The sequence below is a fragment of the Streptomyces sp. NPDC107498 genome (assembly GCF_055582805.1).
The window spans coordinates 14,845-28,103 of record NZ_JBVJPE010000007.1; the positions used below are offsets into that span (position 1 = coordinate 14,845).

The following is a 13,259-nucleotide window of genomic DNA, read 5'->3' on the forward strand; positions in this document are numbered from 1 at the left end:
ATGCAGGCGCCCGGCGGATGGGCTCTGCGGGCTGTCAGTGTGCTGTCGTAGCCTCGTGTGGTTGATCTCCTCGACCCAACGGGGGTGGGTATGGCGACGTGGCTTCTGGCGTGCAACCAGGAGATGTTCGAGCTCGACAGGTACCGGCAGGATGGGCACAGCCTCAGGTCCTGGAGTGTCGGAAGGTACCTGAAGGAGCTGGCCGCCGGCGACCAGTTCGTTATGTGGGTCACGGGCCCTCGCGGGGGGCTTGTTGGCCGCGGGCGCATCACCGGGGTGCCGACGCAGCAGCCGAGCGCCCCGGATGAGTACTGGCAGCAGGACCCTGGAACGCGCTGGTACGCGCCGCTGGTCATGGATGAGTGGCTTGCGCAGCCGATACCGCGGCAGCGATTTAAGGAGGACGCGCGCTTCGGGGAGCGGTCGCCTCTGAGCACCCTGTTTGTCTCGAACCCGCACCGGGTGACGGAGGAGCAGTGGAGCGCCTTCGAGGAGGCCTTCAGTGACGGACAGGCCGTGGACGCCACCCCCGCCTGGCACCTCCTGCCCGGCCAGACCATCAAGCGCAAGGAGCTGCACGACCGCTACGGCGGCAGCCGCCAGGGCGGCATGAGTAAGTGCGCCAAGTCGAACAACGTGCTGCTGTTCAGCGACCCCAAGACGGGGCACCAGCACGGCTACTTCGACAAGTGGGCTGAGGACGGCACGTTCCACTACACGGGCGATGGACAGACCGGGCCGCAGACCTTCGACAGCTTGGGCAACGCGTCCACTCGCGACCACGTGAAGCTCGGGCTCGCCTTGCGGCTCTTCGAGGGGTCGCGCGGCATCGTTCGGTATGTCGGCGAGTTCGCTGTGGACCCGGAGCAGCCGTACTCCTGGGGCGAGGCACCGGAGACAGGTGGCGGCCCGCTCAGGCCTGTCATCCAGTTCCATCTGGCGCCGGTCGGTCGCTCTACTCAGCCGGCGAGCGTTCCGGTCGGTTGTGGATATCGCGAGGCAGACGAGTTGGTCGCGCCGTCGCCTGCTCAGCTCAGCCCTTCTGACTCGGATCTCGTCGGGAGGAACCTCAAGGCGCACCGCAAGCTGCAGAACGACTTGGCCAAGGCTGCTGCCGCGCGTGGACTGGATGTGTTCTCGCCAGGTGTCGCGGACCCCGACTTCGACCTCGGATGGCGTCTAACTGCTGACGAGCTGACGGTGTGCGAGGTGAAGTCGCTGACGCCAGCTAACGAAACACGTCAACTGCGGGCGGGGATCGGGCAACTGCTCGACTACCACGACAGGCTCAGGAACAGGGCTGCTTCCGTAAGAGCCGTTCTGTGGGTGGAGCGGGAGCCGTCGGACTCTCGATGGGTCGCCCTGTGCGAGCGAGTCGGGATCACCCTTGCTTGGCCCGGTCGTGAGGACGACGTGCTCGTGTGAACCCCTGCCAGCACGAGAATCACCAGTTGCGTGTCCTATTTGAACCGGACAAGGCTGGGCCGTCTGTGGGCCGTCCTGGGGCCGCCGTCAGTAGCCACGGACACCCAACAACAACCATATGGGAGACGATCTCAAGTGCTCGTTTCAGCTGTAGCTGAGGTGCCCTCGGTGTCTCGCCACTTCCTGCGCAACAAGAAGCAGGAGTGGGAGGAGTACCGCTCCGAGGTCACCGCCTTCGAGCTCCGCAAGAACCTGCCGGTGCTGTAGGGGCGGGAGCCCCGCGGGAAACCCGTTGCCCGGGGCCCGGCGGGCGGTCCAGACTGCCGCGGTGAAGATCCAATCCGTCGCCACCGCGCGGCTCGTGCTGCATCCGTTGGGCGAGGCCGAGGCCGGGCGCATCGTCGCCCGGCAGTCCGGGGACGGGGACCGCTGGGGGGAGGGGTACCCCGGGGACGGGGACGTCCGGGCCGCCACCGGCTTCCTGCGCGGCCTCGCCGAGCGGGGGGACCCGGGGGCGTTCCGGCTCTACGAGATACGGCTCGACGGCCTCGCCGTCGGCGGCATCGGCTTCCACGGGCCGCCGGACGAGCTCGGCGTGGCGACCGTCGGGTACGGGCTGACGCCCGGGGCGCGGGGGAACGGATACGCCTCCGAGGCGCTGCGGGCGCTCCTCGAAGTGGCCCGGACGGCCGGCGTCGCCGGGGTGAAGGGCGACGCCGACCTGGACAACCCGGCCTCGCACCGGGTGATGGAGGCGGCCGGGATGCGGTGCGTGGCGGAGGACGAGCAGCTCCGCCACTTCTACCTGGGGTTCTGACCGGATCCGCTCCGGTACCGGCCCGTCCCCGGCGGACGGCACCGCGGGGCGTTGCCCCCCTGCTGACGGGCGGACAGTTCTCGGACGTCACCGCGCAGGAGACGTACCGCGGGTCCGGCGCCGACCCCGCTCCGGCCGAGGCCCTCGCCACCGGGCGCCTCGCGCTCGGCCCGGCCGGTAGCGGTACGAGACCCTCGTGTGCCCCGGACTCCTCGACGGCGTCCCGGTGCTGACGTTCACCGGCCCCCGGCCGATGCCCGGCGACGGGCGGGCTGCGGGCGCCCTCCGTCTCCTACCTGCGACACCTGGCGGCCGGGCCGGGCCGGACCGGGGCCCGGCCGCACGTCGGGGTCGCCGCCTGTCCGGCGGCGTGCCCCGGAGCCGCCGGGCGCGGACGGTCCGGGCCGGGGCCCGGCTCAACGCTCCGACAGCTCCGACGGGGCCTCCTGGACGACCCAGCCGTTGCCGTCCGGATCCTCGAAGGTCATGAACGAGTTCCAGCTGTCGCCCTTGCCGTCCTCCCAGCCCGTCGCGCCGACGTGCATCACCGGCGAGACCTCGACGCCCCGGCCCGTGAGCTCCGCCCGCGCCGCCTCGATGTCCGTGACGCAGAGCTGGAGGCCGTGCAGGCTGCCCGGGCCCATCTGCCGGGCACCGGGCATCGGCGGCATGCCGCTCAGCATCGCGATCGAGCAGCGCGAGCCGGGCGGCGTCGCCTGGATGATGCGCGTGCCGGGCGCCACCTCGTCGTCCAGGTCGATCGTGAAGCCGCACTTCGCGCCGTAGAACTCCTTCGCCCGGTCCATGTCGGTGACGGGGACGGGGACGACTTCCAGGGTCAGGTTCATGGGACCACGGTCCCGTACGGTCCCGCCCCGTGCACCCGGAACCGCCGGAAGCGCCGGGGCCGGGTTCCGGGCCCCGGCGGCGCCGGTGCGGCCGGTCGGGTCAGGGCCCCGCCGGGGTCCAGTGGAGGCGGCCGTCCAGGCCGATGGCCGCCACCCCGTCCGTCCCCGCGTCCGGCGCGCCGGAGAAGAGGAACTTCTCCAGCGTCCACACCGGACGCACTCCGGCCCGGCCGTGCGGCGCCGTCGCCAGGAAGCCGGTGCGGGACCGGACCGCGAGCAGGCCGTCGCCGCCGCTCACCGGGCCGAAGCCCGCGACGCCGGTGCCGGGCAGTTCGGTGACCGGGGAGACCGGACCCGTACCGGAGAAGTCGGCGCTCCGCAGGTCCCCGGAGGAGGGCTTGCGGAACCAGAGCCGTACGCCGTCGCCGCCCGGCGCCGCGCTCGCGCTCAGCGCCAGGGTCGTCGGCGGCAGCCCGGTCGGCGCGGGCCCGGTCAGCGGCCCGCCGGGGCTCCGCCCGGCCCAGGCGAGGACGGTGCGCGGGGTGCTGGCGAAGACGTGGCCCCGGCCGTCCGCGCCCGTCGCCGCCACCGGATCGCCGTACACCTCCGTGCCGCCCAGGGACCGCCACGGGCCCCAACCGCCGTCGGGCCGCTGCTCACGGACCGTCAGCCGGTGGCGACTGTCGCGCAGGACCAGGGTGGCCCGGCCGTCGGGGGCCACGGTCACGGCGGGCGCGCTGATGTCCGAGGTGCCCTCGGCGTCGCTCCGCTCGGGCGTGCCGAGCGAGAGCCAGGGGCCGAAGCCGGCGCCCGGCGCGACCTGGACGGTGGTGACCACCTCGCGCCGGTAGGCGGCCGGGTCGTCGCCGAGCGTCGTGCGGGTGCCGAAGACGGCGATGCGGCCGTCGGGCAGGGTCACGGAGGTGATCCCGCTGTCGAGGCCGGCGCCGGGCAGCAGTTCCGGGCCCTGCCAGGCCACGGCGTCCGCCGGCTTCCGCCAGGCCGCGAGGCGCCCGTCGAGGACGGAGAAGGCGTGCAGCCCGCCGTTCGGGTCGCGCTGGACCCAGGAGGTGGAGGTGCCCCGGGCGTACCGGACGGTCTGGGTCCAGCCGCGCCCGGCGGGTCGCGCGGCCACCTTCAGGTCGCCGCAGCCGGCGTCGGGGCCGCAGTCGTGGATCCCGTCCAGCCAGGCGTACGTCTTCAGGGTCCGCAGCTTCGCGTCGGCGGTCTCGGGGTCGAGGGTGTGCGGCAGGACGGTGGTCGGGTAGCCGAGGTAGTTCTGCACGCCGACGTGGGGGTGGCCGGGCACTTCCGCGTACCGGGCGAGCGCGGTCTGCACGAACCGCGCCCCGTACAGGTGGTCCTGGTGGTCCCGGAACTTCCCGCTCTTCGGGTACGTGCCGGGGCTCGGGTCCTGCATCCGGACGAAGGTCGGCCGGAACCGCTCCAGGAGCCCGGTCACCGTGGCCACGACCTGCTCCTTCGTGTAGGCGAAGTCGGAGGTGACGGGGGTGCCGGCGGAGCGCTGTGACTCGAGGGTGGTGATGCGGCCGTTCCAGAGGCCGTGGAGGCTGTGCGGCCGGTCGCCGTTGGTGGCGCCGGCCTCGCGTATCTGGAGCCACACCAGCTTGATCTGCGGCTGGGCGCGCAGGGTGTCCAGCTCGGCCAGTCCGCCGCCGGCCGTGGGTATCGCGGTCCGGTCCCAGGGGCTGGTCCGGCTGCCCGTCGCCATCTCGGCGTAGGCGGCGCGTATGCCGTTCTGCCGGGCCTCGGCGTAGCCCGCCTTGTCGGGGGCGGCGGCCTTGGCGTCGCGGGGACGGGCGTTGACCCCGTCGGACTCGCCGGCGGTGAGGTAGACGGCGGTGAGGGGGCTGCCGGAGCGGAGGGACTGGGAGACGTCCGGGTTCATGAAGAACAGGTCGTCGTCCGGGTGGGCCACGATCTGCATCACGGAGACCTGCGCACGGGCGTCCCGGACGGGCTTCACGGGCTGCCCTGGCGTGTCGTTCCTCCGGGGCCCCGCGGTCCTCGCCCCCTTCCCGGCCTTCCCGCGCGCCTTCGCCGGCAGGACCTTCAGGGGCGCGTGCGCCGTCGGGTCCTCCGCCGCCTGTGGCGCCCCCGACACCGTGAGGAGCCCGACGAAGGCGCCGCCCACCAGGGCGGCCGTCACCACCGTCGCGGCGGTCCTGCGACGGGACGGGAGGGGGAGGGAGCGGCGGCGGGGGCGGCTGACGGACATGTCTCGGTGGCGTGCTTTCCCATGAGGTCGGACGAGCGGGGCGGTCCTGCGGAAGGCAAGACGAACTTTCAAGGAATACGGTTCATCGAGTCCGAAAAGCCACCGATGTGCGAGACATCACGTGTGACCCACTGTGAACCGCGGGCCCGGACGCCCGTGCCCCCCGCTCCGGATAGGCTCGATGTCCCGGGTTCGTCCCCGGGGTCGGACCTGCTCGGAGGGAGCGGCGGTATGACGGTGCCGGGACGCAGGAGCAGCACGTTCTCACGTCTGCTGCGGCACGGGTTCACCGACCCCTCGGGAGCCGAACGGCTCCTCGACGTGCCCGAGCTGTCCGCGCTGCGCGGCGACCCCGTCCTCCTCGACGCCCTCGGCGCGACCGCCGACCCCGACCTCGCCCTGCGCGGCCTGGTCCGCCTCGTCGAGGCGCAGGCCGAGACGGAGCGGCAGACCCTCACCACCACGCTGCTCTCCGCCAAGCCGTTCCGGGACCGGCTCCTCGGAGTGCTCGGCGCCTCCGAGGCGCTCGCCGACCACCTGGCCCGGCACCCCCGCGACTGGGAGACCCTCGTCACGTACGAGGCGGCCGACCTGCACCCGGGGGTCGCCGAGTTCGAGCAGGGGCTCGCCGAGGCCACCGACCCGGTGTCGCTGCGGGTCGCCTACCGCCGCTGCCTGCTCGCCATAGCGGCCCGTGACGTGTGCGGCACCACCGACGTCGCCCAGACCGCCGCCGAGCTCGCGGACCTGGCGACGGCGACCCTGCGCGCCGCGCTCGCCGTCGCCCGTACGGCCGCACCCGCCGACGCCGCCCTGTGCCGGCTCGCGGTGATCGCGATGGGCAAGTGCGGCGGCCACGAGCTGAACTACGTCTCCGACGTGGACGTGATCTTCGTCGGGGAGCCCGCCGAGGGCGCCGACGAGGGGAAGGCGATCCAGGCCGCGACCCGACTCGCCTCCCATCTGATGCGGATCTGCTCGGAGACCACCGTCGAGGGCACCATCTGGCCGGTCGACGCCAATCTGCGCCCCGAGGGCCGCAACGGCCCCCTCGTGCGCACCCTCTCCTCCCACCTCGCCTACTACCAGCGGTGGGCGAAGACCTGGGAGTTCCAGGCACTGCTCAAGGCGCGCGCGGTGGCCGGCGACCCCGAGCTGGGCGCCCAGTACATCGACGCCGTCTCGCCGCTGGTCTGGCAGGCCGCCGAGCGCGAGAACTTCGTCCCCGACGTGCAGAAGATGCGCCGCCGCGTCGTCGACAACATCCCGGTCGCACAGGTCGAGCGCGAGCTCAAGCTCGGCCCCGGCGGCCTCAGGGACGTCGAGTTCGCCGTCCAGCTCCTCCAGTTGGTGCACGGCCGCAGCGACGCCACCCTGCACAGCGGCACCACCCTCGACGCGCTCGCCGCGCTGGCCGCCGGCGGCTACGTCGGCCGCGCCGACGCCTCCCAGCTCGACGAGGCGTACCGCTTCCTGCGGGCGATGGAGCACCGCATCCAGCTCCACCGGCTGCGCCGCACCCACCTCGTCCCCGAGGACGAGGCCGACCTGCGCCGCCTCGGCCGCTCCCTCGGGCTGCGCACCGACCCGGTCGCCGCGCTCAACAAGGAGTGGAAGCGGCACGCGGCCGTCGTCCGGCGCCTGCACGAGAAGCTCTTCTACCGGCCGTTGCTCGACGCGGTCGCGCAGCTCGCCCCCGGCGAGATCCGGCTCAGTCCGAAGGCGGCCGGGCAGCGGCTCGAAGCGCTCGGGTACGCGGACCCCGCCGCCGCCCTGCGCCACCTGGAGGCGCTGGCCTCCGGGGTGACCCGGAAGGCGGCGATCCAGCGGACGCTGCTCCCGGTGCTGCTCGGCTGGTTCGCGGACTCCGCCGACCCGGACGCCGGGCTCCTCGGCTTCCGCAAGGTCTCCGACGCCCTTGGCAAGACCCCCTGGTACCTGCGGCTGCTCCGCGACGAGGGCGCCGCCGCCGAGAACCTCGCCCGGGTCCTTTCCGCCGGGCGCCTCGCCCCTGACCTGCTGCTCCGCGCCCCCGAGGCCGTCGCGCTCCTCGGCGACCCGGAGGGCCTGAAGCCGCGCGACCGGGACCACCTGGAGCAGGAGGTCCTGGCGGCGGTGCGCCGCGCGGACGGCGCCGAGCAGGCGGTCGCGGTGGCCCGCGGGGTGCGCCGAAGGGAGCTGTTCCGCACCGCGGCGGCCGATCTCATCGGCTCGTACGGCACGGAGGACAGCCCCCGCGAACCCGACCCGGGCGCGCTCGTCGACCGGGTGGGGGAGGCCGTCACCGACCTCAACGCGGCGACGATCGCGGGCGCCCTGCGGGCCGCCGTGCGCGCCGAGTGGGGCGAGGAGCTGCCGACCCGGTTCGCGGTGATCGGCATGGGCCGCTTCGGCGGCCACGAGCTCGGGTACGGCTCCGACGCCGACGTGCTGTTCGTGCACGAGCCGCGTGAGGGCGTCGACGAGCAGGAGGCGGCCCGGGCCGCGAACCGGGTGGTCACCGAGATGCGCCGACTGCTCCAACTGCCCACGTCCGACCCGCCGTTGCTGATCGACGCGGATCTGCGCCCGGAGGGCAAGAGCGGCCCCCTGGTGCGCAGTCTGAAGTCGTACGAGGCCTACTACCGCCGCTGGTCGCTCGTCTGGGAGAGCCAGGCGCTGCTGCGCGCCGCGCCGATGGCGGGAGACCTGGACCTGGCGGACCGCTTCATCGAGCTCGTCGACCCGCTGCGCTATCCGGCGGAGGGCCTCGGCGAGGACGCGGTCCGCGAGATCCGCCGCCTCAAGGCCCGGATGGAGTCCGAGCGGCTGCCGCGCGGCGCCGACCCGACGCTCCACGCCAAGCTCGGGCGCGGCGGCCTCAGCGACGTCGAGTGGACGGTCCAGCTGCTCCAGATGCGGCACGGCTGGGCCGAACCGGGCCTGCGGACGACCCGTACCCGCGAGGCCCTGGCCGCCGCCCACGCGGCGGGCCTGATCCCGACGGAGGAGGCGCAGACCCTCGACGAGGCTTGGGTCCTCGCCACCCGCGTGCGCAACGCGGTGATGCTGGTCCGCGGCCGTCCCGGCGACACCTTCCCGTCGGAGCCGCGCGAACTCGCTGCGGTGGGGCGGTACCTGGGGTACGAGTCGGGCCACGTCGGCGAGATGGTCGACGACTACCGCCGGATCACCCGCCGCGCCAGGGCCGTCGTCGAGGAGCTGTTCTACGGAGCGTAGGGGGTGTCCTGCCGGTCAGGCCGGGCTCGCGGCGACCGGCAGGACACCCCCTGGAGCCCTTCGTGCACCCGGAGCAACAGGCCCTGGAGCAGGGCCCGTTCCTCCGGGGCCAGTGGTGCGAGCACCTCGTCCTGCACGGCGCGCGCCTCGGCGTCGAGCTCCGCGAGGAGCGTCCGCCCGGCGGGGGTGAGCGACACGGAGACGCGCCTGCGGTCCTCGGGGTCGCGCGCCCGCTCGACGTATCCGCCGGCGGACAGCTGCTCGATCACCTTCGCCATGTCGCTCGGGTCCACGCCGAGCCGCGAGGCGAGGTCGCGCTGGGCGTGCGGGCCGAAGTCGGAGAGGGCGGCGAGGACCGCCATGTCCCAGAGGCGCAGGCCGCGTTCGGACAGGCGCCGCGCGAGGCGGCCCCGGGCGGTCCTGCCGATCCTGGAGAGCAGATAGGTGCTCAGGTCGAGCAGGGCGGGCGGGGTGGAGCGCGCGGAGGACATGACCGAAGTCTAAGGTTCGCTCCTATAGTGGGTGCGGACCCACCATTCTTCGAGGAGCCCGCCGTGCACGCCCCGTACCCCCGCCTGCTCGTCACCCGCTTCGCCGAATGCTTCCGCTTCTACGCGGCCGTCCTGCCCCCGCTGACCGGCGCGGTCCTCGACAAGGGCGGCCCGGACGGGCCGTACGCCGGCTGGGAGGTGGACGGCCGGGGCGTCCTGGTGCTGTTCGACCGCGCCGCGATGGCCTCCGTCCTCGGCACCGAAGACCTGCCGGCCCGTCCGGAGCCGGCCCAGGACGCCGAGATGCTCGTGCTGCGGGTGGACGACGTCGACGGGGCCCTCGCCCTCTGCCTGGGGTCCGGCGGCGTCCCCGCCCTCGGCGCGGCCGACCGCCCGGAGTGGGGCCCCGGTCTGCGCACCGCCCATCTCCGGGACCCGGAGGGGCGGTTGATCGAGCTCCAGTCCTACAGCTGATCTGTGTCGAGCAGCGTCCGGATGTGGGCCAGATAGCCGGCGAGGGCCAGTTCGAAGGCCTGGTCGGCGCGGCCCTCGGAGACCGCGTCGAGGGCGCGGGCCAGCTGGGGGGTGGCCGTCTCGTCGGCCAGCTCCCACATCATCCCGGGCGCCGCCATGTCGAGCGCCGAGCCGAGCACCAGGTTCTCCAGGCCGATGATCACCGGCATCACGCCCGTCAGCGGGAAGCCCGCGTCCAGGAGGTGGGCGACGGCCTTCTCGTACTGCTGGAGCACCTTGGGCGCGCGCACCGGCGAGGCGGTGAGCAGCGGGATCGTGCGCGGATGGGCGGCGAAGGCGGCGCGGTACGAGCGGGCCCACGCGGCCATGGCCGCGTCCCAGGGCGTCAGTTCGAAGGCGGCGTCGTCGATGGCGTCGCAGACCCGCTCGCGCAGCAGCTCCACGATGCCGTCCCGGCCGTCCACATGGTGGTACACCGAGGCCGTCTGCGCCCCGAGCCGGCGGGCGATCTGCGGCACGCTGAACTCGCCCTGCTCATCCACGAGTTCGAGCGCGGTGGTGGTGATGCGCTCCCGGTCGAGGAGGGGTGTGCGCGGCCGGCCCATGAAGGTCTTCCCCCAGTTCAGGTCTTCCCGAATCGTCGGGGACGAGGCTACATTGCGCCAACCGAAAGGCTTTAGGTTTCCTGCTCCCGTCGCAGAAGGGCCTCCCCACCCCATGTCGTCCAGCGCCTCCGACAAGCCGCCCGGGCTCCGCACCGGCACGCTCACCACCGCCGACATCTCCTTCTTCGTCGTGTCCGCCGCCGCCCCGCTCACCGTCATGGCAGGCGTCGCCCCCGTCGCCCTCGTCCTCGGCGGCATCGGCGCCCCGGCCGGATACCTCCTCGCCGGCCTCACCCTCGCCGTCTTCGCCGTCGGCTTCACCGCGATGAGCCGCCACGTCCGCAGCGCCGGCGCCTTCTACGCGTACGTCGCCCAGGGCCTCGGCACACCCCTCGGCATCGCCGCCGCCCTCGTCGCCATGGTCGGCTACAACGGCATGGAGATCGGCGTCTACGGACTCCTCGGCTCGGCCACCGCCGACACCGCCCACGCCCTGTGGGGCGTCGACCCGCCCTGGCTGCCGATCGCCCTCGCCGGACTGCTGCTCATCTGGTACGGCGGCTACCGCTCCATCGACTTCGGTGCCAAGGTCCTCGGCGTGCTGCTCGTCGCCGAGACCGGCATCCTCGTGCTCCTCGCCGCCGGAGTCCTGATCAAGGGCGGCGCCGACGGGATCTCGCTCGGCTCCTTCGCCCCCGGCAACGTGCTCGTTCCCGGCACCGCCGCCGTGCTCGCCTTCGCCTTCTCCGCCTTCACCGGCTTCGAGTCGACCGTCATCTACCGCCGCGAGGCCCGCGACCCGGCCCGCACCGTCCCCCGCGCCACCTACATCGCGGTCGGCTTCCTCGGGCTCTTCTACGCCTTCGTCGTCTGGACCGTCATCCAGGCCTTCGGCGACGACCAGGTCGTCGAGGCCGCCGCGGGCGACACCGGCGGACTCTTCTTCACCGCCATCACCACCTACGTCGGCGGCTGGGCCGCCGACCTGATGCACGTCTTCATCGTGACCAGCATCCTCGCCTCCCTCCTCGCCTTCCACAACGCGATCAACCGCTACGGCCTCGCGCTCGCCGAAGAAGGCGTCCTGCCCGCCGCGCTCGGCCGCGTCCACCCGCGCCACCGCTCCCCGTACCTCGCCGGCGTCGCCCAGACCGTGCTCGGCGCCGTCATCGTGCTCGGCTTCGCCGCCGCCGGCGCCGACCCGTACACCCAGCTGCTGCTCTGGGTGAACACCCCCGGCATGCTCGGCCTCATGGCGCTGATGCTGCTCGCCGCCCTCGCCGTCGTCCGCTACTTCCGGCGCGTCCCGCACCAGGAGGGCGCCCTGCGCACCCTCGTCGCCCCGACCGCCGCCGCCGTGCTGCTGGCCGTCGCCCTCTGGCTCGTCGCCTCCAAGGTCGCCCTGTTCACCGGCGCCTCCACCGCCGTCAACGCCGTCCTCGTCGCCGTCGTCCCCGCCGTCCTCGTCCTCGGGCTCCTCCTCGCGCACCGACTGCGCCGCAGCCGCCCCGAGGTCTACGCCCGCTTCGCCGCAGAGCCGCCCACCGAAGGAGCCGACCCCCAGTGCCCGCACCCGACCTCCTCCTCGTCAACGCCCGCGTCCGCACCCCCGAGCCCTCCCGGCACACCGCTGTCGCCGTCCACGACGGACTGATCACCGCCCTCGGCTCCGACGCCGAGGCCCGCACCTGGGCCGGACCCGGCACCGAGACGGTCGACCTCGCCGGCGCCACCCTCACCCCCGGCCTCACCGACGCCCACAGCCACCCCGTCTGGGGCCTGGAGATGGCCGCCGGCACCGACCTCTCGGCCGTCACCGACCTCGAAGGACTGCGCGCCGCCCTCCGCCGCGCCGAACGCCGCGACGGCTGGGTGCTCGGCTTCGGCCTCGACCACAACGTCTTCGGCGGCCGCCCCGTCCACCACGACCTCGTCGCGGACGCCCTCGACGGCGCCCCCGCCCACCTGCGCCTCTACGACGGACACTCCGTCCTCGTCAGCGCGGCCGCCCTCGGGGCCGCCGGCATCCGGGGCCCCCGCTCCTTCGCCCAGCACTCCGAGATCGTCTGCGACGCCGACGGCCGCCCCACCGGGCACCTCGTCGAGCACGCCGCCATGGACCTGATGACCCCGGTCCTGCCCGCCCAGCCGTACGCCGAGCGCCGCGACCGGCTCGTCGAGCTGCTCGGCGCCATGGCCGCCACCGGCCTCACCGCCGCCCACGTCATGGACCTCGGCGGACACGACGTCCCCGGACTCCTCGCCGGCATCGAGGAGGACGGCGACCTGCCGGTCCGCCTCCGCCTCGCCCCCTGGTGCATGCCCGGCGCCGGCCCCGAGGAGCTCGACGGACTCGTACGCCTCCAGGAGCGGGCCGGACGCCTGTGGGCGATCGGCGGCGTGAAGTTCTTCATGGACGGCACCGTCGAGGGCGGCACCGCCTGGCTGGAGCACGCCGACTGCCACGGCCGGGGCACCGACGCCTTCTGGCCCGACCCGGCCGCCTACTCCGCCGCCGTGCGCCACCTCCACCGGGCCGGCGTCGGCACCGCCACCCACGCCATCGGCGACGCCGCCGTCCGGCACGTCCTCGACACCGTCGAAGGCCTCGGCACGGGAGGGCCCCGCCACCGGATCGAGCACATCGAGACCGTCCCCGACGACCAGCTCGGCCGCTTCGCCGCACTCGGCGTCGTCGCCTCGATGCAGCCCCCGCACACCGCGTACACCCGCGCCGACCACACCGACGAATGGTCGAAGCGGCTCGGCGGGGAGCGGGCCGCCCGCGCCTGGCGCTTCCGGGACCTGCGGGACGCCGGGGCGCACCTCGCGCTCGGCTCCGACTGGCCCATCGCCCACTACGACGCCCGTCAGGTCCTCGCCACCGCCCGCGCCCCGCGCGGCGCGGCCGCCGCCCGGCACGGGCTCACCGGTCCGATGGCCCTGGAGGGGATGACCACGCACGCGGCGTTCGCGGCGGGGGAGGAGGCGGTCGCGGGCCGGATCGCCCCGGGCCGCCGGGCCGACCTCACCGCCTTCGCCGTGGACCCGGTGGAGGCGCCGGCGGACGAGCTCGCCGAGGCCCCGGTCCGGCTGACGGTCGTCGGGGGAGGGATCACGTACAGGAACTGAGCGGGGACC

General features: G+C 73.9%; 10 protein-coding genes and 1 pseudogene. 7 read left to right on the forward strand and 4 right to left on the reverse strand.

The window, feature by feature from the left end; genetic code table 11:
• Positions 1-123 precede the first annotated feature (123 nt).
• From ACZ66Z_RS14450 to ACZ66Z_RS14460, 3 genes and pseudogenes are all read left to right on the forward strand, one after another.
• Positions 124-1,425, forward strand: a complete 1,302-nt coding sequence (locus ACZ66Z_RS14450) for an SRA domain-containing endonuclease (RefSeq protein WP_469934297.1) — start codon at positions 124-126, stop codon at positions 1,423-1,425.
• Between the two features lie 180 nt (positions 1,426-1,605).
• A pseudogene (locus ACZ66Z_RS14455) lies at positions 1,606-1,692 on the forward strand (glutamine synthetase); the annotation flags it as partial.
• Positions 1,693-1,753: 61 nt separating this feature from the next.
• The gene (locus ACZ66Z_RS14460; RefSeq protein ID WP_469934298.1) at positions 1,754-2,242 is read left to right on the forward strand and encodes a GNAT family N-acetyltransferase; all 489 of its coding nucleotides are present in this window, start codon (positions 1,754-1,756) and stop codon (positions 2,240-2,242) included.
• Between the two features lie 416 nt (positions 2,243-2,658).
• Here the strand turns inward: ACZ66Z_RS14460 and ACZ66Z_RS14465 are convergent, their stop codons facing one another.
• Positions 2,659-3,090 carry a VOC family protein gene (locus ACZ66Z_RS14465; protein WP_469934299.1) on the reverse strand — a complete coding sequence of 144 codons (432 nt, stop codon included), beginning with the start codon at positions 3,088-3,090 and terminating at the stop codon, positions 2,659-2,661.
• Positions 3,091-3,190: 100 nt separating this feature from the next.
• Complete coding sequence (locus ACZ66Z_RS14470) at positions 3,191-5,329, reverse strand: PIG-L family deacetylase (protein ID WP_469934300.1); 2,139 nt, start codon at positions 5,327-5,329, stop codon at positions 3,191-3,193.
• 231 nt (positions 5,330-5,560) lie between these two features.
• On the opposite strand from ACZ66Z_RS14470, the gene ACZ66Z_RS14475 reads away from it, so the two are divergent.
• Entirely contained in the window at positions 5,561-8,548 is a 2,988-nt protein-coding gene (locus ACZ66Z_RS14475) for a bifunctional [glutamine synthetase] adenylyltransferase/[glutamine synthetase]-adenylyl-L-tyrosine phosphorylase (RefSeq protein ID WP_469934301.1), read from the forward strand.
• Here ACZ66Z_RS14475 and ACZ66Z_RS14480 read toward each other — a convergent pair.
• Complete coding sequence (locus ACZ66Z_RS14480) at positions 8,536-9,039, reverse strand: MarR family winged helix-turn-helix transcriptional regulator (protein WP_469934302.1); 504 nt, start codon at positions 9,037-9,039, stop codon at positions 8,536-8,538. The genes ACZ66Z_RS14475 and ACZ66Z_RS14480 overlap by 13 nt on opposite strands.
• Before the next feature lie 63 nt (positions 9,040-9,102).
• Between ACZ66Z_RS14480 and ACZ66Z_RS14485 the strand changes: the two genes are divergently transcribed.
• A complete protein-coding gene (locus ACZ66Z_RS14485) occupies positions 9,103-9,513 on the forward strand; it encodes a VOC family protein (protein WP_469934303.1) in 411 nt (136 codons plus the stop codon).
• Here ACZ66Z_RS14485 and ACZ66Z_RS14490 read toward each other — a convergent pair.
• Complete coding sequence (locus tag ACZ66Z_RS14490) at positions 9,504-10,118, reverse strand: TetR/AcrR family transcriptional regulator (protein ID WP_469934304.1); 615 nt, start codon at positions 10,116-10,118, stop codon at positions 9,504-9,506. The genes ACZ66Z_RS14485 and ACZ66Z_RS14490 overlap by 10 nt on opposite strands.
• A 112-nt stretch (positions 10,119-10,230) precedes the next feature.
• Here ACZ66Z_RS14490 and ACZ66Z_RS14495 point away from each other — a divergent pair, with 112 nt between their 5' ends.
• Positions 10,231-11,772 (forward strand): APC family permease, encoded by a 1,542-nt coding sequence (locus tag ACZ66Z_RS14495; RefSeq protein ID WP_469934305.1) that lies wholly within the window; start codon positions 10,231-10,233, stop codon positions 11,770-11,772.
• Complete coding sequence (locus ACZ66Z_RS14500; protein ID WP_469934306.1) at positions 11,682-13,250, forward strand: amidohydrolase; 1,569 nt, start codon at positions 11,682-11,684, stop codon at positions 13,248-13,250. Before ACZ66Z_RS14495 ends, ACZ66Z_RS14500 begins: the two co-directional genes overlap by 91 nt.
• The last annotated feature ends 9 nt before the right edge of the window (positions 13,251-13,259 follow it).